Origin of the sequence: Capnocytophaga sp. FDAARGOS_737, from assembly GCF_009730375.1 — a bacterium.
Classification (GTDB): Bacteria; Bacteroidota; Bacteroidia; order Flavobacteriales; family Flavobacteriaceae; genus Capnocytophaga; species Capnocytophaga leadbetteri.
This window is the reverse complement of record NZ_CP046316.1, coordinates 358,770-379,607: the sequence shown is the minus strand read 5'-3', so window position 1 is coordinate 379,607 and position 20,838 is coordinate 358,770. Positions and strand designations below refer to the sequence as shown.

The window sequence follows — 20,838 nt, the reverse complement described above, 5'->3', positions numbered from 1 at the left end:
GTAACCAATGAAGACGTTTCAGTTTCAGAAGCTCGTTACTTTTGTAGGGATAATACTCTTCATCGTGAAATTGATAGCGTGGCGCATCACCAATTCTAACGCTATCTTTTCAGACGCAATGGAGAGCATCGTGAATATTATTGCCGCATTTATGGGGTTGTACTCCCTCTATTTATGCAATAAACCACGCGATACTGACCACCCTTATGGGCACGGCAAAGTAGAGTTTGTAACTGCAAGTATTGAGGGAATGCTCATTGCTATTGCGGGGATACTTATTCTCATCGAAGCCTTTTCATCACTTATAAAAGGAATACATCTCGACAAATTAGACTGGGGGATTGCCCTTTTTGGGTCGACTGCCATAGTCAATTACGCTATGGGGTATATTTCCTACCAAAAAGGGAAGAAAGAAAACTCTTTAGTACTGATGAGCGCAGGCAAGCATCTGCAATCGGATACTTATGCCACCTCAGCTATTGTATTGAGCTTACTTTTGATGCATTTTACCGGCTGGCGATGGCTCGACCCTTTAATTGCCATCGGTTTTGGTAGTTATATAATAGTAATAGGCTGGAAGATAGTGCGCAAAGCCCTCAGTGGTATTATGGATGAGCGCGATGAAGCCCTCTTTGCCAACGTAGTGGAAATACTCCAAACCTACCGACATATCGAGTGGATAGACATACACAATATGCGCATACAGCAGTTTGGGGCGCATCTGCACATTGATGCCCATATCACTCTGCCGTATTACTACCCCCTACAGCAGGCACACCAAGAAATGGAAAAGGTGATACACCTATTAGCAGAAAAAGTAGATCGCTCTATAGAGTTTAATTTTCACTTAGATTACTGCAAAGACTTTTCGTGCGAACTATGTAGTATAAACTGCCCCAACAGGCGCAAGCCCTTTGTAAAAACAATAGTATGGAACAAAGAAAATGTAGGAGGTATATCTAAACACAGAATTAACAATTAATACATAAAATGAAAAAGATATTGTTTTTATCGAGCTTAGCCCTTAGCACTCTACTCAGTGCGCAAGAAGCCCCTAAAGAAATTAAAACCACTGTTGATGCGGTAACCGTTTTTACTAACGGAGCACAAATTACGCGCAAAAAGACCATTATGCTACCTAAAGGAGTAAGCGAACTCAAATTCACCGACTTATCTCCTTATATAGCTCCTGAAAGTGTAAATGTAAAAGCTGTAAAAGGGATAACTATCCTATCAGTAAGTCATAAAATCAATTTTTTAGACAAGTTAAAGCCTTCTGCTGAGGTAGAAACCCTCGACAAAGAGATAGAACAGCTGAAAAAGCAGATAGAAACAGAGCAAACCCACTTAGAAATTATCAGAGATAACATCGACCTATTGCAAAGGAACAAAGAGCTAAGCGGTAAAAATGCTCCTATCCAATTGGCAAACTTACAGCAAATAGCCGATTACTTTCACAAACGACTAACAGAGCTAAAGTTTGATGCAAACAACCGAATAGCAAAATTAGAAGATTTAAATGCTCAGCTTAAAAAATTAGAGAATCAGAAACGCACCGTTATAGGCAAAAACGACACTGAAAAAGGAGAAATATATGTGAAAGTAAATGCCGAAAGTGCTAAGAACTATCCGTTAGAGCTACAATACATAGTTGATAATGCCCGCTGGACACCCTCATACGACCTTAGAGCCACTGACATTAGTCAGCCTATCAACCTCATCTACAAAGCCAATATACAGCAAGATACTAAGGAAGATTGGAACCAAGTGAAGCTTACCTTCTCATCAGCTGACCCAAATATCTCTGGCGAAGCCCCTACCCTACAGACTTACTTCCTAAATTATAATACGATAGACCCTAATTTCGCTAAAAAACCTAAAATGAGAATAGGGTTAGGCAATAAAAATATACAAGGAGTAGTGGTAGACGAAAAAGGAGAGCCTCTACCTGGTGCTAGTGTACTAATAAAAGGCACTGCAATAGGCACTTCTACTGATTTTGACGGTAATTTTCAGCTGAATATGACTAATTATGAAGATAGAATGCTCGAAATATCATATCTCGGTTATCAAACAGCTACCTTATCTCCACAAAAAACAATGACTGTAAGGTTAAAAGATGAATCTCAGCAGTTAGAGGAAGTAGTGGTAGTAGGCTATGGTAATAAAAGAAAGAGTAGCGTAACAGGTAGCCTCAGCGGTGATAGTGCTGCTAAAATGAGAAGTGGCAGTAGCCCTCAAGCTGACCTCATTCCTGTAAAAGCAGCTGACATCCAGACTAATGTACAGTTTGAAATAGCTACCCCTTACACCGTAAAATCTGACAATCAAGTATATTCAGTAGATATGAAATCAATACAAGTACCTGCTGATTATAACTACTACGTAGTGCCAAAAGTAGAGCAAACGGCCTATTTGATAGGTTATGTGACCAACTGGCAACAGTACAACTTATTAGAAGGAGAAGCTAACATCTTTTTTGAAGATACTTTTGTAGGAAAAACTAATATACAACCCACCCAAACCGCTGACACCCTGAAACTCTCATTAGGACAAGACAAGAAAGTATCAGTAACTCGCGAAAAGGTAAAACAATTTGCTTCTCGTCAGTTTATGGGCAGTAAGAAAGAAGATGTTCGCCTATATAAAACTGTGATTCGCAATAACAAACAGCAGCCTATTCACCTAACCGTCCTCGACCAAATACCTATTCCTACCCTCAAAGAAATAGAAGTAAATGTACTAAACAGTTCAGAAGGGAAGTACAATAAAGAAACAGGAGAACTTAAATGGGAATTTGGGTTACAACCTACTGAAAAGAAGGAAATTAATATAGAATTTTCAGTTAAATACCCGAAGAATAGGTCGATATGGTTAGAGTAATAACGTTAAAAAAACTATAAAAATGAGTTCAAAAGAAAGATAATAGTTGTTATTCAAAGTTTTTTTCTTACTTTTGCTGAAAATACCACACACAATAAGATGATATGATTACTAATTTATTTTCAGAGAACCTATGGTTCACGGCTGTTTTTGTGTTTTTACTATCGTTTTCAGTAGCTTATTTTGCACTTCCTAGCATAATATATGTAGTAAAACGAAAGAACTTGATGGATAAGCCTAACGAACGAAGTTCTCATAAAGAGAGAACTCCTACCTTAGGAGGTATCTCATTCTTTGTAAGTCTAGTTTTTACCTTAATGGTGTTCCGCTCATTCGACTTCGACAAGGTCGGTATTAACATCTTATCAGGGGTAGGCGTACTCTTTTTCGTTGGACTTAAAGATGACCTTGTTGGGGTAAACCCCAGCACTAAAATGATAGGTCAAATCATAGCTACCTTTATGCTACTTTTTGGGACAGGGCTAAAAATAGGTACTCTTGATGGCTTTCTAAATATCACTGATATTCCTTATGGAGTATCTGTATTTATCAGCTGTTTTATAGTGATGGCTATTGTAAATTCTTACAACCTTATAGATGGCATCAATGGGTCTGCCTCAATGGTGGGAATGGTTATTTTTTCGGCTTTTGCCTATGTGTTCTACGATGCTGAAATGTACTATTATTTTCTGTTGTCTATATTGTGTATAGGTTTTCTATTAGCTTTTTTACGATACAATCTATCTAACAAAAAACGTGTATTTATGGGCGATACAGGCTCTATGATTGTCGGTTTTATCTTAGCCGTATTAGCAATCAAGTTTTTTGCTTTAGACACTACCTCTTTAGAAAGTGCTATTATCAACCCAGCTAATAAAGTTTGGGTATTGCTTAGTATTATTTTTATACCTTTCTTTGATACTACTCGGGTATTTACATCGCGTATCATACGGCACGGCAAACCTTTCAAAGCTGACCGTAGCCATATACACCACGTTATCATAGATTACCTAAAACTATCGCACGCTAAAGCTAGTATACTGTTAGCTAGTATTAACTTAAGTGTTTTTATTGTCATCTTGTGTTTAAATACTTACCTATCTTCACTATGGTTAGGGGTAGTATTCTGCGCTATTTTTGCAGGGCTGGTCTGTATATTATTCTATATCAACAGAAGCTACTATACACGAAAAAACAAACAGAAAATACGACATATATTAAATTATATCGGAAAAAAGAAATAAAATTTTCGTACCTTTGCGCCCTATATAATAAGAAATGCTAAAACAAAATTTACAACTTAAGCTCTCTCAAAAGCTCTCTCCTCAACAAATACAGCTAATGAAGCTCGTGCAGCTTCCTACTCTTGCTTTTGAGCAACGCGTAAAGCAGGAAATGGAAGAAAACCCTGCTTTAGAGTCAGGGCGTGAAGAAGAAACTCTTGACGACTTTCACGATGAATTTGACAACTCGGCTGATGAATATAACGATAGTGACATCATTGATATGAATGATATCAATATTGATGAATACCTCAGCGATGATGAAATACCCGACTACCGATTGCACGCTAATAACTACAGCGATGATGATGAAGAACGCGAAGTGCCTTTTAGCGCAGAGGTCTCTTTTCACCAATCGCTTATTAACCAATTAAACACTTTCACTATCTCAGACGAAGACTACCTTATAGCTGAGTTCCTCATAGGCAGTATAGATGATAGTGGCTACATACGTCGCTCTATACAAGATCTCACTGATGACTTGGCTTTCACTCAAAATATTTATACCGAAGAAAAACACGTAGAGCAAATACGTGAGCAAATCATCTTTCAGCTCGACCCTGCAGGTGTAGGAGCTTTCGATCTACAAGAGTGTTTGCTGATACAACTGCGCCGCAAAAAACAAACTCCAGCAGTAACCTTAGCTATAAAAATGCTTACCGAAGCTTTTGAGTCCTTCACCAAAAAACACTATAGCAAACTACAACAACGCTTCTTAGTTAGTGAAGAGGAGCTAAAAGATGCTGTACAAGAGGTGGAGCGGCTAAACCCTAAACCTGGTAGCTCCTATGCAGGCAACAATATACATATTGAGCAAATCATTCCTGACTTTACGGTAAAGGTTGTTGACAATGAATTAGAACTCTCATTAAACGGGCGTAATGCTCCTGAGCTACACGTATCAAAAGAGTATAGTACAATGTTAGACACCTACAAGAAGAGCAAAGAGAAGAGCAACTCGCAGAAAGAAGCGGTACTATTTATTAAACAGAAATTAGATTCTGCTAAATGGTTTATTGATGCTATACGCCAGCGACAACAGACCCTGCTTATTACTATGGAGGCTATTATGGAGCACCAGCGCGAATACTTCCTCACAGGTGATGAACTGAAAATAAAACCGCTTATCCTTAAAGATATTGCCGATAAAGTAGGAATGGATATTTCTACTGTTTCACGCGTTGCTAGCAGCAAATATGTGACTACACCATACGGTACTAAACTCATCAAAGATTTCTTTTCAGAGGCAATGAAAAACGACCAAGGAGAAGATGTTTCAACCCGAGAAATCAAGCAGATACTGCAGCATATTATCGCTAAGGAAGACAAAAGCAAACCACTACCTGACGACGAACTTGCCCAACTACTCAAAGAAAAAGGCTACCCTATAGCACGGCGTACTATCGCTAAATATCGTGAACAATTGGATATACCTGTAGCACGCTTGCGCAAAGAATTATAGCTTTTACCCCAATATATCAATAAGAAGATAATCTGAAGGAAATATAAAAAGAGGAACTACTCAATAGAGTGGTTCCTCTTTTTAGTTATAATCAATAACCTATGAAAACATTTCTTTTACTTTCTCGAAAAATGACTTGTCATTTTTGTCGGGTTTGGGTGCAAAACCATCGTTATCAAGCATTTCTTTGAAAAAGGCTTTCTGCTTGTCGGTTAGGTTTTTAGGCGTCCAAACGTTTACGTGGATAATAAGGTCGCCAGTGTAGTGCGTGCGAAGATTAGGTACGCCCTTGCCTCGCAAACGAAGTATCTTGCCTGACTGTATACCCTCGTCTAACTTAATACGTACCTTTCCGGTAACCGTTTCTATCTCTTTAGTAGCCCCTAATACTGCTTCAGGTACACTGATATAAAGGTCGTAATGCAGGTTGTCGCCCTCACGTTTGAGGGTGCTATGCTCTTGCTCTTCAATAATAACTAACAAATCGCCTGCTACCCCATTTTTGACTGGCGCTTCGTTCCCTTTGCCATTGACTTGCAGTTGAATACCATCTACTACCCCTGCAGGTATATTGATTGGTATGGTTTCTTCTACCGTTTTAAGTCCTTGTGCATCGGTATCGGCAGCACGTTTGTCTATCACCTCGCCTGCCCCTCCACAAGTGCTACAAGTGGTAGCCGTCTGCATCATTCCGAGCATAGTGTTCACTTGTCGTACAATCTGCCCTTGTCCGTTACAGGTAGGGCAAGTTTTATAGGTAGTGCCTTCAGCTTTTACTTTACGACGTACTTTTATTTTCTTCTCTGTTCCTTTTACGATATCTTCGAGAGTGACTTTCACACGTATGCGCAGGTTATCACCTTTGATATACATTTGTTGCTGTCTACCTCCTCCAAAGCCACCAAATCCACCGCTAAAGCCAGAGAAATGTCCGCCAAATATGTCGCCAAATTGGCTGAAAATATCATCCATTGAGAAGCCTCCGCCACCCATACCGCCTTCGAAAGCTGCGTGACCAAATCGGTCGTATTGGGCGCGTTTGTTTTCGTCGCTTAGGACTTCGTAGGCTTCGGCTGCTTGTTTGAACTTTTCTTCTGCTTCCTTATCACCTGGGTTCTTATCAGGGTGATATTTCAATGCTTGTTTACGATAGGCTTTCTTTATTTCGGCTGCACTGGCCGTCTTGGATACTTCTAAAATTTCGTAGTAATCTTTTTTCATTTTTTAGTTAGTTATTGTGCTACCACTACTTTAGGAAAACGGATAATCTTATCGCCCAACTTATACCCTGTTTGTACTACATCGATGATTTTGCCTTTGGCATCGGGGGTAGGTGCAGGTATTTGGGTAACAGCATCGTGGTGCTCGCTGTCGAACACATCATTAGGTGCTACCTCCATTTTCTCTAATCCTTTCTGTTTGAGGGTAGTCATAAGTTTGTTATAGATAAGCTCAACCCCCATCAGTGTATTTTTGTCGCTTGACTTAGAAAGTTCTGCCAAAGCGCGGTCGAAATCATCGACTACGGGCAGCATAGCTGACAAAATGTCTTGTCCGGCAGTTTTAAATAACTCAACACGCTCTTTAGCAGTGCGCTTTTTGTAGTTTTCGAACTCGGCAAAAAGTCGCAAGTATTTGTCTTTTTCTTTTGCTAATAGGTCTTCTGCCGTCTCTTCAGCAGGTGTGTTGACTTCTGCTGTAGCTTCAGCAGTTGTTTTTTCTACTTCAGGAGTGTTCTTCACTTCCTCGTCTTTGATATCTTCGGTATTCATACTATTTTTCTGTTATTGTCCCTTTTATTATAGCAAATTATTTGCCATAGTGTAAAAACTGACAAAATGACAGGGCTATTATTGAGAAATGGGAGGTTTTAGAGGGCTGAGAAGGCTGGGAAATAGGATTTTTTTCTGGTTTTGAGATGATGGTTAGACGTTTATACTTTGCTCATCTTTCGCTTATCGTTCGCTCTTCCTAAAGGGTAGCTATATCTAAAGTAAAGGGTAGGACTATAAGTAGTTTTTTTCTTTAAAATTGGAAAATTAGAGAATGAGAGAACTGGAAGGTTTAGGAGGGCTGGGAAGGCTAGAAAGATTTGGGAATTGCTATTATCTTGCAGCATAAAACAAATTATTACTTGGTAAGACATTGGCTTAATAGTAAGTTTTTAGAATTTATTTTATACATTTGCATTTGTAATCAATTATTTCAAAAAAATGTTAGGAATTTTAGCTACTATTTTTACTGTTTTTGTGATGCTTGAGCATTTGTATATTCTCTATATGGAAATGTTCGCTTGGGAAACTCGCGGTAAAGCATTCTTTGCCCAAGCTATGCCTGCTATCATAGCAATTTGCCTTAGTCTTGTAGCTTAATTTGTTACAATTTATTAATATGTTAAAAGATATTTTACACTTCCGCAGGGCGGTACGTTATTACGCTCCTACGCCCATTAGTGAGGAAAAGGTGCGTGAATGCCTTAGACTCGCTACACTAGCACCTACTGGTTTCAATATGCAACTGTATGAGTTGTACCATATTACTGATAAGGCTTTGTTAGAAAAATTAGCACACGCCTGCCTCGACCAGCTTACAGCAAGCACGGCGCAACAGATGGTGGTTTTCGTGACTCGACAGGACAAACACCGCCAGCACGCCAAGATGATTTTGGAATTTGAACGCGGTAATATACAGCGCAATAGTCCGCCCGAAAGACAAGCTAAGCGCATTAAAGATAAAGAGAAGCATTATGAGAAACTAATCCCTTTTGTGTACAGTCGTTTTTTTGGCTTATTAGGTGCTTTTCGCAAACTCTCTGGGGTGATTGGTTGGTTTCGCCCTATGGTGCGAGAACTCTCTGAAGGTGATATACGTGTGGAAGTACATAAAAGCTGTGGGCTTGTAGCGCAAACCTTTATGCTTGCAATGGCAGAGGAGGGATACGATACTTGTCCGTTAGGGGGGTATGATAGCCATCGTATTAAGAAACTGCTACACCTACCTTATGGGGCTGAAGTGAGTATGGTGGTGACCTGTGGGCTTCGTGAAGAGCGCGGCATCTGGGGAGAAAGGTTTAGATTGCCGTTTGAGGAAGTTTATAGAAATAATTAGAAAATGTAAAAATTGGCTAATTGGCAAATTATTTGTATCTTTGCCCTGTTTAATTAACAAACCTTAATAAAAATGTATCCTATAAAATTTAAACCAATCCTCAAAGAACGTCTTTGGGGTGGTACTAAACTAAAAACTTTATTCAACAAACCTATCGAAAGCGACATTACTGGCGAAAGCTGGGAGGTATCGGGCGTTCCTGGTGATATTTCAGTAGTAGCCAACGGGGCTCTTGAGGGCAAAAGTCTGCAAGAACTTATTGATTTATATCCTAATGAGTTGCTTGGTAAGCACGTATACGAGCGTTTCGGTCGCGATTTTCCTATCCTTATTAAATTTATAGATGCACGCGAAGACCTTTCTATACAGGTGCATCCTAACGATAAATTGGCTAAAGAACGTCATAATTCTTTTGGTAAAACGGAAATGTGGTATGTACTTCACGCCGATGCTGGTGCTGAACTGATTGTCGGTTTCAACAAAACGGTTAGCAAAGAAGAGTACCAACAGCACCTTGACAAGGGTACGCTTACTGATATTCTGAACTACGAAAAGGTGAAAGATGGCGATACTTTCTTTATCAATACGGGTAAAGTGCACGCTATCGGTAAGGGGATTATCATTGCTGAAATTCAGCAAACTAGCGACATTACTTATCGTGTGTATGACTTCAACAGAAGGGATAAAAATGGCAATCTGCGCGAATTGCATACTGAATTAGCGCTTGATGCTATTGATTACGAGAAGAAAGATGACTTCAAAGTAAAATATACTAATACGGCTAATGAGGTGAACAAAGTGGTGAATTGTCCTTATTTTATTACTAATTTGTTGCCTCTCACAGCTGGTTTTGAGAAGTCGCTTGCTCAAGATGACTCTTTTCACATCTATATGTGCGTAAAAGGGGAGGGTACAATAGGTGATGGCACGACTGAATTGCCCATTAAACAAGGTGAAACAGTGCTTTTCCCTGCCTCTTGTAACAAATTGGAGGTTAAAACTAAGGGAATGGACTTGTTAGAGGTGTTTATTTAGTCGTTAGTGATTAGTCGTTAGTAGTTAGAAAGCGACTACTAAGACTAAGAAGCTGAAGAATAACAACTAAAAACTAAAAATATGTATATATCAAGAATTAAGGGATTAGGGTTTTACGTCCCTGACAATGTAGTAACCAACGATGATTTATCGAAGCTAATGGATACTAGCGACGAGTGGATACAAGAGCGTACCGGTATAAAAGAACGCCGACACGTGCTAAAAGGGACTGATACCACTACCTCGATGGGGGTAAAAGCCAGTCTTAAAGCCCTTGAAGCTGCGCAAGTGAGTAAAGATGAAATTGACTTTGTTATCTTTGCAACTCTTAGTCCGGATTATTACTTCCCTGGGTGTGGAGTGTTAGTCCAAAAAGAATTAGGACTAAAAACAGTGGGTGCTTTAGATATTCGCAACCAGTGTTCGGGTTTTATCTACGCGCTATCGGTAGCTGACCAGTTTATCAAAACTGGTATGTACAAAAATATCCTTGTGATAGGTGCTGAAACGCAATCGCCTGCGCTGGATATGAGCACACGCGGACGCAATATGGCGGTACTTTTTGGCGATGGTGCTGGGGCTGCTGTGGTGTCTCGCTCTGATGACCCTGCTCGCGGTATTCTCTCTACGCACTTGCACAGTCAAGGAGAGCACGCTACTGAATTGGCTATGATTACCCCTGGTGTAGGTACTAAATGGGTGCCTCAGATTTTGGCTGAAAATGACCCTGACGATGTGAGTTATTACCCTTATATGAATGGTCAGTTTGTATTTAAGAATGCTGTAGTACGCTTTGCAGAGGTAATAGAAGAAGGGTTGAAAGCTAATGGGCTTACTCGTGAAGATATTAGTATATTGATTCCTCACCAAGCAAATTACCGTATATCGCAGTTTGTTCAGCACCAATTTAAACTCTCTGATGAACAAATATTTAATAATATAATGAAGTATGGTAATACTACCGCCGCCTCTGTTCCTATCGCTCTTACTGAAGCAGTACAACAAGGCAGAATAAAAGAGGGCGACTTAGTAGTGCTCGCTGCTTTTGGTAGTGGTTTTACGTGGGGTAGTGCTATCATTCGTTGGTAATCACAGCGTTGTAGCTGCTATAAATAATCAAAAAAAAGGCTGTTGAACCAATTGTTCAACAGCCTTTTTTTTGATTTGCTATTTATTATTTGTCACTGACCTCTAATACTATAGGGCAATGGTCGCTATGTTTTGCTTCAGGAAGAATAAGTGCTCGCTCCATACGGTTTTCTAAAGGGGCTGATACTAAGTGATAATCAATACGCCATCCTTTGTTGTTATTGCGGGCATTGGCACGATAACTCCACCAAGAGTACTGATGAGGTTCTTTGTGAAAATATCGAAAACTATCTATAAACCCACTCTTCATAAACTTATCTAACCATTCGCGCTCTATAGGTAAGAAGCCCGATACAGTAGCATTGCGCACAGGGTCGTGTATGTCTATCGCTTCGTGGCAGATATTGTAGTCGCCACAGATAACAAGATTAGGTATTGTTTGCTTCAACTTGTCGATATATTTCTGAAAGTCCGCCATAAAGGTTAGCTTGAAGTCTAAACGGTCGGGATTAGTACCTGATGGCAGATAAAGACTCATCACTGAGAGGGTATCGAAGTCCGCGCGGAGTACTCGTCCTTCTTTGTCCATATAATCAATACCTGTACCTACCTCTACGTGTTTAGGCTTTATTTTAGAGAGGATAGCCACCCCACTATAACCTTTCTTTTCGGCACTGTGGTAATACTGGTAGGTATAGCCTAACTCAGTAAATACTTCAGTAGGTATTTGTGCTTCTAAAGCCTTAATCTCTTGCAGACAAAGCACATCGGGGTTAGCACTTTTCAACCACTCTGTAAAACCCTTAGTAAGAGCAGCACGAATGCCATTTACATTATAACTGATAATCTTCATTAGTAACCTGTTCCTTTTTCACCTTTTAAAATAGCAATACCATTAGAGGTGCCTATGCGCTCTACCCCAAGGGCTACATACTGCATAGCAGTCTCGTAATCGCGGATACCTCCAGAGGCTTTTACCTTTGCCTTGCCTTGTACGCATTCTTTCATTAGTTTTACATCAGCAAGAGTAGCTCCACCTGTACCAAAACCAGTAGAGGTCTTTACAAAATCGGCGTGTGCCTCAAGGGCTAACTTGCAAGCTAAGCGTTTTTCTTCGTCTGTCAGATAGCAAGTCTCAAGTATTACCTTTAGCACCCTATTTTCGCCTACACACTGTTTTAAAGCAGCTATATCCTCTAATACCTTTTGTGTTTCCCCCGATTTAAGCCAACCCACATTGAGCACCATATCTATCTCATCGGCACCATCCGCAATGGCTTCGCTAGTTTCAAAATATTTAGCTTTGGCTGACATTGCCCCTAAAGGGAAGCCTACTACACTGCAAACCTTTATATCAGTGCCTGCTAAGAATTTCTTAGCAGCTGCTACATAACAACTATTCACACATACCGAATAGAAATCGTACTCTACCGCTTCTTTGCAAAGGGTTTCTATCTCAGCAAGGGTAGCTGTTGCTTTTAGAAGTGTGTGGTCTATTAGTTTATTTAATTTCATATATTGTTTGGTTTTTATTTCTTCGATAAATCAACTTTGACAAAATGCGTACTATTTCACCAACTTCATCTCGTCAATCAGATAGCCTGCCCCCGCATATTTATCAATAATAAAGAGCACATAGCGAATATCTACCATTATATTGCGACAAATATTGGGGTCGTAATGTATGTCGCTCATAGTGCCTTCCCATACACGGTCGAAGTTAAGCCCTATCAGATTGCCTTTGGCATCAATCGCGGGACTTCCTGAATTACCACCTGTTGTGTGGTTAGTAGCTACAAAGCACACAGGCATCTTTCCGTTTTTACCATAAATGCCATAATCTTTCTTCTCATAGAGCTCACGTAACTTAGCTGGTACGTCAAACTCATAGTCATTAGGCACATATTTCTCCATTACCCCATCTAAATAAGTCATATAATCGTAAGTTACAGCATCGCTAGGCGAGTAACCTGCTACCTTGCCATAAGTTACGCGAAGAGTGCTATTAGCATCAGGAAAAAGACGATCTTCAGGTTTAGCAAACTCTAAAAGAGCTTTCATATAAGTTCGTTGCAGTGCAGTAATCTCATCATTTAAACGATAGTAATACGGACTTACCTTTTCGATATAGTGTAACACTAGTTCGCGTACAAACTGTACCCCTGCATCTTGTTGCATACGTGCTTCAAAATCCTCTTGAGGTAGATTGAGTACCTTTTCTATTTCGCTATAAGAAGTTAAAAATGATTCGTTGTACAGTTTATCTGCTAAGGCTGAAGCATTAAGATTTTGCAAGTTAGCTGACAGTAAGTGTGCTGGCATCGCTTGGGCGTAGTAGGCTACCGCTTTCTCAAATACTGCTTTGTCTACCGCCTTATCGTTATTTTTAAATACCGTTTGAAGGCTGTTTAAAAGATTCTGACGGCGGTCAGCAAATGATTGTGCTCCTTTTTGATGTAGGGCATTTTGCAATTGTAATACCCTATAACCATTGCTCAAAAGGTCTATATTGCGCAATACTAACTCTGAAAAGAGATCATTAGCCAAAGCGTAATCTTGCATTTGCGCGTATTTCTCAGCAAATTGTGGTAATAATTGTCCGTAAACAGCTGTTTTACCATTCTTTTCAAGAGTTTTTTGGAATTTCTCTTCTTGTTTTCTCTTCAAAGCTACTGCTCCTGATTTCTTCAAACCTTGCGTTTCGCCTATCCATTTCTTCCAATAGTTAGCCACGCTAGCGTATTTAGAGGCATATTTTATTTTTATTTCAGGGTTGGTACGCATAAAACCATCTTGAGTTTTAAGCACCACATCCCGAATGCCTATTTTGGCAGGATTCAACACATTTACAATTTGCTCCACCGCTACCGCAGGCAGATACTCCTGAGTGCGACCAGGATAACCGAATACCATCGTAAAATCACCTGCTTTTACCCCTTTTAATGAAATAGGGAAAAAATGCTTAGGGCGATATGGTACATTGTCTTTTGAATACTCAGCAGGACGATTGTTCTTGTCAGCATATACGCGGAAAAGAGAGAAGTCACCTGTATGGCGTGGCCATACCCAGTTGTCAGTATCTGAGCCAAATTTGCCTATAGCTGAAGGCGGTGCCCCTACCAAACGCACATCTTTAAACGTTTCTACTACGAAAAGGATATATTGGTTTCCATCATAGAAAGCACGAATGCGATTCTCTTGCCAAAATTCTTTGGGCGAACTTTTCACTAAACTAGCTACATTACGCTCTATCTTAGCCGCACGCTCATTCTCATCGCTAATGGCAGCCGTTCCTTCTAATACTTTCTGCGTAACATCTTCAATGCGTACGATAAAAGTAACTTCTAAATGCTTGTTAGGTAATTCTTCCGATAAGTTTTTAGCCCAAAAACCATCAGTTAGGTAGTCGTTTTGCAAAGAAGAATGCGATTGTATTTGCGAATATCCGCAGTGGTGATTCGTAAGCAATAGCCCTCTGCTCGAAATCATCTCAGAAGTACAGCCTCCGTTGAAGTGGGGCACTGCATCTTTCAAACTCGATTTGTTCACACTATAAATATCGCTCACCGACATTTTCATTCCCAAAGACTTCATCTCTTTGGCGTTCATTCCTTCTAAAAGCGAAGGTATCCACATACCTCCTTGTTGCGCTGCCAAACCAATAGGCAACAAGCTAAAAATAAGTAATAATAAAAAAGATTTTAATAATTTTTTAGTGTTCATTATTGCTATAGTTTTAAAAATTCGGTTTCAACTGATGTTTATTATTATAGAACTCTTCAATAACCCTAATAACCTCATCTTCGGTATCTACCAAATGCACAAGATTCATATCTTCAGCATTGATGTTGCTAAATTTCTCTAATAATACCGTCTTTATCCATTCTAATAGCCCTCTCCAATAGTCAGTTCCTACTAAAATAATAGGTATTTGATCTATTTTTCGGGTTTGTACGAGAGTTAGCGTCTCAAAAAGCTCATCAAGAGTACCAAAACCACCCGGCATAGCTACGAATGCCTTAGAATATTTTACAAACATCACCTTGCGGGCAAAGAAATAGTTAAATTTTATATTCTTATCGTGGTCTATATAGCTATTATTAGTTTGTTCAAAAGGCAGGTCGATATTGAGCCCTGCCGATACACCTTTATTGAGGTGCGCCCCTTTGTTGCCTGCCTCCATAATACCAGGTCCCCCCCCTGTGATGATACCAAACCCCTCATCTACAATCTTTTGGGCAATGCGCACTGTCAGTTCGTAATAAGGCGTTTCAGGCTTGATACGTGCCGACCCAAAGATACACACACACGGACCTATAGAGCTCATTTGCTCATAGCCGTGCACAAATTCTCCCATTATTTTAAATATCGACCAAGAGTCATTCGTCTTGATTTCATTCCAAACTTTTGAATGTTTTTTCATCTTTTACAATTTATCATTTGTCATTCCCTTTAGGTAATAAAGGATTGCCTTTGAGAGCATTTTCTACTAATTCAGGCAAACGGTCAGGCGTACAAGCAAAGCAGGCAATACCCAGTTTGCTAATCTCCTTACCGAGTTTTTCATCATAATAAGGCTTCCCGTTGTCCGAGAGCGCCAACAGTACTATTACCTTTACCCCATCTTCGTGCATCTCGTTCAGGCGGCGCAAAAGCCCCGCGCGCACGCCCCCCTCATAAAGGTCAGATATGAGGATAAACATCGTCTTGCGAGGGTTTTCTATCAAAGTCTGACAGTAGGCTACCGACTTATTAATGTCAGTCCCCCCACCCAGCTGCACCCCGAAAAGCATATCCACAGGGTCTTGCCTACATAGCTCGGTCAGGTCTGTTACTTGGGTATCAAATGCCACTACGTGCGTGTCGAGCGCAGGCATACTCGCAAAGATAGCCCCCATTACCGACGAATAGATAATAGAATCGCACATCGAACCACTCTGGTCTATATCCAATATCACCGTCCAATTCTTCTGCTTTTGGGTGCGTTCAAAGAAATAGAATTTCTCCGGAATAAGCCGCTTGGTAGCAGTGTCATAGTTTTTAAGGTTGCGCTGAATAGTGCGTTTCCAGTCAGTAGACAAAAAGTTAGCTATAGGCGTATGCGCTTTCTTGTTCAGAGCTCCCGTCACTGCTCTACGCAAATTCTGTTCCATACGCTTCATAATCTCATCTACCACCTCTTTCACTAACTCTCGGGCTGTCTCTTTCGATTTTGCAGGTATCTGGTCTTTTAGTGCCATCAGGGTACCTACCATCGAGATATCTGGCTTCACATTCTTGAGGGTTTCAGGCTCAAAGAGCAATTTAGTAAGCCCTTTGCGCTCTATTGCATCTGTTTGTATAACGCTCACCACATCTGGCGGAAAGAACGAGCGAACATCTGTCAGCCATTTAGCCAAGTTAGGAGCTGAGTTCCCCAATCCTGCTGAGCGCTTACCACCAGCATTCCCCCCTTTCCCATCGGTATGGTCATACAGAGCCGCCAGCGTAGCGTCCATAAGCGACTGCTGTTCGTCTAAGGCAACCCCTTCCATAGCAGGAGCATCTTGCCCCAATATGAGGCGCCAACGTGTAAAATGAGCTTCCATTTATTTAGTATTTCTTCTTTATAAAATATAAAACATCAGCCCTATCTGCAAGATATTCGATTTCAGGCTTGTACCATCGGTAGTCTCGGCGTTTTTAAGTAGCGGAGTAAGGTTGTACTGTACAAAAAAGTTCAGCGCATTATAGCCAAACGCTATATAAGGTTTCAGCTGAAACTCCCTATTCAGCTGACTGTTAGCAAACGAAGTAGAAACATCATCGGCAGTGTACAAACTCTTACTGCTGAAGATATACGCCAATCGCACCCCCGCATACACACGCCAAAACTTGTGCAAATAGGGCGTAGAGGTACGAAAGCGAAACTCAGCCGGTATCTCTATCGTATGCGTCTCGAAGAAATTACGCGACAGATTCAAATCTCTAAAATGCTCTACAATTTCATAGCTAATACCTGCACTAGTCTTTTTTGCTAACATATTGTTATACACGCGGTCATAGGCGTAGCCAATCCCCAAACCGAACCCCAAATTGCGCTCCGCATTCAGAGGTAGGTCGCGTATATACCCCAAGTGCAAGCCTCTCGAAAGGTTGTGCTGCACCACATTAGACGCCTTCCCTGCCAGATAATCATAGGTAAAACCCAAATAAAATTGGTCTTCAAGGTAAAGCGAATCAACCACTGAAGTTGGCGCCACCCGCTCTTTTTCAGTATCAATCATACCATCATCAGTATCCTCTTGCGCCACTGACCACAGAGAGATATGAAAACAAAAAACTAACAGAAAAATATTTAGTTTATTCATTCTAATCGTGTATACTATATTTTGGGCAAAGATAAGAATAATTAATCAATTAGCAAGCTGCTATCTTTACAAAAAAACTTTGCCAAAGGGCGTAGCGTTGGTGCTATAACCTTTGGCAAAGTATCTTTTAAATCTATAAATTAGCCAATTAACTAATTAACCAATATCCAATCACCTTCCAATAGCGGCATCGCTTGTTTGAACTTAAGTTCTTTGCGTTCACCAGTGCGAATGTTTTGGATTACTACCTTGTCATTACGACCAACTTTAGGCTGCTCGCGTATGATAGTCTCTACTACCGAACGCCTTTGCGAAGCTTGTTGCCCTACCTCGCGTGCTTGAGCTGCCATTTCATCGCTGTTAAGCACTTCCTCTTTGTTTGTTTGGTAGTGTTCATTACTGCGCTGAGGGGCGTGAGCCTCTTGTACCGCAGGAGCTTGTGTAGGTAGCTCTGCTCTGAAAAGGAAAGACACTATATCTTTGTTTACCTTATCTATCATTGCTTTAAAGAGTTGGAAAGCCTCAAACTTATAGATAAGTAGCGGGTCTTTCTGTTCGTGTACCGCCAACTGTACCGATTGTTTAAGCTCATCCATTTGGCGCAAATGCGTTTTCCACTCATCATCAATAATCGCTAAGGTAATATTCTTTTCAAAATCACTAATAAGTTTCTTACCTCCACTTTCGTATGCCTCTTTCAGGTCGGTTACTATATTAAGCATCTTCTGACCATCTGTGAAAGGCACCACTATGCGCTCATAAGTATTCGATGGGTTTTCATACACCTCTCTTATCACAGGGAAAGCCTGTGCAGCACTGCGCTCTGTCTTTTGCTGATAGTGGTCTAACACTTCGCGATAAAGTCTGAAAGTCAGTTCGTTATTAGCAGTTTTAGCAAATTCAGTCTCTGATATTTGGGTCTTGAGCGAGAAGTATTTTATCAACTCAAACTCAAAATTCTTATAGTTATTAGCACTCTTATTGCTTTCTACTATCACCTCGCAAGTGTCGAATATCATATTTGCCAAATCCACTTTTAGGCGTTCTCCCTCAAGGGCGTGGCGGCGGCGTTTGTATATCACCTCGCGCTGTGCGTTCATCACGTCATCATACTCTAACAGACGCTTACGGATACCGAAGTTGTTCTCCTCTACTTTCTTCTGAGCGGTTTCTATACGTTTGGTCATTATAGAGTGCTCTATCACATCACCTTCTTTGTGTCCGAGTTTGTCCATTAGGCGCGCTATACGCTCTGAACCAAACAGACGCATTAAATTATCTTCTAACGATACGTAGAAAAGCGAACTTCCTGGGTCTCCCTGACGTCCTGAACGACCGCGCAACTGACGGTCTACACGACGCGAATCGTGGCGCTCAGTACCTATGATAGCCAAACCACCAGCAGCTTTCACTTCCGGACTTAGCTTAATGTCCGTACCACGTCCTGCCATATTGGTAGCGATAGTTACTACTCCCGATTGCCCTGCTTCAGCTACAATTTCTGCCTCTTTCTTGTGCAACTTAGCGTTCAATACATTGTGTTTTATCTTGCGCATCGTTAGCATACGGCTCAAAAGCTCCGATACCTCTACCGAAGTAGTACCGATAAGTACAGGGCGTCCTGCTTCCGATAGCGATACTACTTTGTCAATCACCGCGTTATATTTCTCGCGTTTAGTCTTGTATATCAGGTCATTGTAGTCTTTACGAGCAATAGGACGGTTGGTAGGTATTTCCATCACATCCAATTTGTATATTTCCCAAAACTCTCCCGCTTCGGTAATAGCCGTACCTGTCATACCCGATAACTTGCTATACATACGGAAGTAATTTTGTAGCGTGATAGTAGCGTAGGTTTGCGTAGCGGCCTCTATCTTCACGTTTTCTTTAGCCTCAATAGCTTGGTGCAATCCGTCAGAATAACGGCGTCCGTCCATTATACGACCTGTTTGCTCATCTACTATCAACACTTTATTGTCTATAAGCACGTATTCCACATCTTTTTCAAAGAGCGTATAGGCTTTTAGCAATTGGTTAAGGGTGTGAATGCGTTCACTTTTTACGGTGAAGTCTTGCAATAGCTTTTCTTTTAGCTTAGCTTCCTCTTCTATCGGCAGATTTTGGCTCTCAATATTAGCAATTTCTACCCCTATATCAGGCAATACGAAGAAGTTTTTATCACCATCGTAAGAAGCTATATCGGCAAAACCTTTATCAGTAAGCTCTATTTGGTTGTTCTTTTCATCAATCACGAAGTAAAGTTCAGCATCTACCTTAGGCATTTCGCGATTGTTATCCTGCATATAGTAGTTTTCTGTCTTCTGTAGCAGTTGTTTTACCCCTTCTTCACTGAGGAATTTTATAAGAGCTTTGTTCTTTGGCAAGCCGCGATATACGCGCAATAGTTGAAAACCACCCTCTTTAGTATTGCCTTCTGCTATTAGTTTACGAGCATCGGCAAGTACTTTAGTTAAGTAAGTACGCTGTTTTTCTACCAAATCGGCTACTAAAGGTTTTAATTCGTTAAACTCGTGGCGGTCGCCTTTAGGAGTAGGCCCCGAGATGATAAGCGGTGTACGCGCATCGTCTATAAGTACTGAGTCCACCTCATCTACAATCGCGTAGTTATGAGCGCGTTGTACAAGGTCTTCAGAGGTGTGCGCCATATTGTCGCGCAGATAGTCAAAACCAAATTCGTTGTTAGTACCATAGGTAATATCAGCGTTATACGCATTGCGACGAGCCTGTGAGTTCGGCTGGTGGTTGTCTATACAATCCACTCGCAAGCCGTGAAACTCAAACAGAGGCCCCATCCACGCGCTATCTCGGCGTGCCAAATAGTCGTTCACGGTTACTAAGTGCACCCCGTTACCTGTTAGGGCGTTCAGATATACAGGCAGTGTAGCCACAAGGGTCTTACCCTCACCGGTTTGCATCTCAGCTATCTTACCTTGGTGTAGGGCAATACCCCCGATAAGTTGCACATCGTAGTGCACCATATCCCAAGTAACGTCTTTACCAGCCGCATCCCAATGGTTTTTCCATATTGCCTTATCCCCTTCTATGGTCACATAGTCGTGGGTAGCCGATAGCTCGCGGTCACGCGGAGTAGCTGTTACGCTGATAGTCTCGTTAGTAGCAAAACGTCTTGCGGTTTCCTTCATCGTAGCGAAGGCTTCAGGCAAAATATCGTTTAGCACTTTTTCAGAAGCCTGATAAGCCTCTGCACTGAGTTTATCAATTTCAGTATAAAGGTCTTCTTTCTTGTCTATATCTTCCGTAGCATTCGCTTGTGTTTGTAGGTCAGCTATTCGCGTGTCAAAAGTAGCACGTGCCTCTTTTATTTTTTCTTTGAAGGCAATCGTCTTGCCGCGCAATTCGTCATTGCTAATATGCTCTAACTCTGCTGCATACGCCTTAATCTTTTCAACCAACGGCTGAATAGACTTCAAATCGTTTTTGGCTTTATCGCCCACGAATAGCTTAATAAGTGAATTGATAATACTCATTTATAATGGTCAATTATTAAATTATTAATATTTATTTTTCGTCTCTTGTTTTTAGTCAATAAATATACCAAACTGACAGTTCCTGCCAAATTGTCATATCAACAAATCAAAAAAAAGTC

At 40.8% G+C, this 20,838-nt stretch carries 17 protein-coding genes; 8 read left to right on the top strand and 9 right to left on the bottom strand.

The features are described 5' to 3' along the window. Positions 1 to 7: 7 nt before the first annotated feature. The 4 genes from FOC45_RS01700 (at position 8) to rpoN (ending at position 5,628) form a co-directional block, all read left to right on the top strand. Complete coding sequence (locus FOC45_RS01700; protein ID WP_009392580.1) at positions 8 to 982, top strand: cation diffusion facilitator family transporter; 975 nt, start codon at positions 8 to 10, stop codon at positions 980 to 982. 8 nt (positions 983 to 990) lie between these two features. Continuing rightward, positions 991 to 2,883, top strand: a complete 1,893-nt coding sequence (locus FOC45_RS01695; protein ID WP_009392579.1) for a DUF4139 domain-containing protein — start codon at positions 991 to 993, stop codon at positions 2,881 to 2,883. Positions 2,884 to 2,987: 104 nt separating this feature from the next. Then, positions 2,988 to 4,127 (top strand): glycosyltransferase family 4 protein, encoded by a 1,140-nt coding sequence (locus FOC45_RS01690; protein ID WP_009392578.1) that lies wholly within the window; start codon positions 2,988 to 2,990, stop codon positions 4,125 to 4,127. A gap of 34 nt (positions 4,128 to 4,161) precedes the next feature. Next, the gene (gene rpoN, locus FOC45_RS01685) at positions 4,162 to 5,628 is read left to right on the top strand and encodes an RNA polymerase factor sigma-54 (protein ID WP_009392577.1); all 1,467 of its coding nucleotides are present in this window, start codon (positions 4,162 to 4,164) and stop codon (positions 5,626 to 5,628) included. Between the two features lie 99 nt (positions 5,629 to 5,727). On the opposite strand, the gene dnaJ is transcribed toward rpoN, so the two are convergent. Beyond that, positions 5,728 to 6,849, bottom strand: coding sequence for a molecular chaperone DnaJ (gene dnaJ / locus FOC45_RS01680; protein ID WP_009392576.1), 1,122 nt, complete (start codon positions 6,847 to 6,849; stop codon positions 5,728 to 5,730). Between the two features lie 11 nt (positions 6,850 to 6,860). Then, a complete protein-coding gene (locus FOC45_RS01675; RefSeq protein WP_009392573.1) occupies positions 6,861 to 7,400 on the bottom strand; it encodes a nucleotide exchange factor GrpE in 540 nt (179 codons plus the stop codon). Between the two features lie 441 nt (positions 7,401 to 7,841). Between FOC45_RS01675 and FOC45_RS01670 the strand changes: the two genes are divergently transcribed. The 4 genes from FOC45_RS01670 to FOC45_RS01655 all read left to right on the top strand — a co-directional run bounded on the left by FOC45_RS01670 (position 7,842) and on the right by FOC45_RS01655 (position 10,860). Beyond that, the gene (locus FOC45_RS01670; RefSeq protein WP_009392572.1) at positions 7,842 to 8,000 is read left to right on the top strand and encodes a conserved domain protein; all 159 of its coding nucleotides are present in this window, start codon (positions 7,842 to 7,844) and stop codon (positions 7,998 to 8,000) included. A 19-nt stretch (positions 8,001 to 8,019) separates the two neighbouring features. Further along, positions 8,020 to 8,736 (top strand): nitroreductase family protein, encoded by a 717-nt coding sequence (locus tag FOC45_RS01665; protein ID WP_009392570.1) that lies wholly within the window; start codon positions 8,020 to 8,022, stop codon positions 8,734 to 8,736. Between the two features lie 72 nt (positions 8,737 to 8,808). Beyond that, complete coding sequence (locus tag FOC45_RS01660) at positions 8,809 to 9,771, top strand: type I phosphomannose isomerase catalytic subunit (protein WP_009392569.1); 963 nt, start codon at positions 8,809 to 8,811, stop codon at positions 9,769 to 9,771. Between the two features lie 81 nt (positions 9,772 to 9,852). Then, entirely contained in the window at positions 9,853 to 10,860 is a 1,008-nt protein-coding gene (locus tag FOC45_RS01655; protein WP_009392567.1) for a 3-oxoacyl-ACP synthase III family protein, read from the top strand. A gap of 85 nt (positions 10,861 to 10,945) precedes the next feature. On the opposite strand, the gene FOC45_RS01650 is transcribed toward FOC45_RS01655, so the two are convergent. From FOC45_RS01650 to secA, 7 genes are all read right to left on the bottom strand, one after another. Further along, positions 10,946 to 11,713, bottom strand: a complete 768-nt coding sequence (locus FOC45_RS01650) for an exodeoxyribonuclease III (protein ID WP_009392564.1) — start codon at positions 11,711 to 11,713, stop codon at positions 10,946 to 10,948. Further along, positions 11,713 to 12,375, bottom strand: coding sequence for a deoxyribose-phosphate aldolase (gene deoC / locus FOC45_RS01645; protein WP_009392563.1), 663 nt, complete (start codon positions 12,373 to 12,375; stop codon positions 11,713 to 11,715). The genes FOC45_RS01650 and deoC overlap by 1 nt, the downstream gene beginning before the upstream one ends. Before the next feature lie 51 nt (positions 12,376 to 12,426). Then, positions 12,427 to 14,583, bottom strand: a complete 2,157-nt coding sequence (locus tag FOC45_RS01640; RefSeq protein ID WP_009392561.1) for a S46 family peptidase — start codon at positions 14,581 to 14,583, stop codon at positions 12,427 to 12,429. 13 nt (positions 14,584 to 14,596) lie between these two features. Next, positions 14,597 to 15,283 (bottom strand): TIGR00730 family Rossman fold protein, encoded by a 687-nt coding sequence (locus FOC45_RS01635; RefSeq protein WP_009392559.1) that lies wholly within the window; start codon positions 15,281 to 15,283, stop codon positions 14,597 to 14,599. Between the two features lie 13 nt (positions 15,284 to 15,296). Beyond that, on the bottom strand, positions 15,297 to 16,448 hold the full coding sequence (locus FOC45_RS01630) for a VWA domain-containing protein (RefSeq protein ID WP_009392558.1): 1,152 nt from the start codon (positions 16,446 to 16,448) through the stop codon (positions 15,297 to 15,299). 18 nt (positions 16,449 to 16,466) lie between these two features. After that, the gene (locus FOC45_RS01625) at positions 16,467 to 17,210 is read right to left on the bottom strand and encodes a porin family protein (RefSeq protein ID WP_009392554.1); all 744 of its coding nucleotides are present in this window, start codon (positions 17,208 to 17,210) and stop codon (positions 16,467 to 16,469) included. Between the two features lie 152 nt (positions 17,211 to 17,362). Then, the gene (gene secA / locus FOC45_RS01620; RefSeq protein WP_009392552.1) at positions 17,363 to 20,719 is read right to left on the bottom strand and encodes a preprotein translocase subunit SecA; all 3,357 of its coding nucleotides are present in this window, start codon (positions 20,717 to 20,719) and stop codon (positions 17,363 to 17,365) included. Positions 20,720 to 20,838 lie beyond the last annotated feature (119 nt).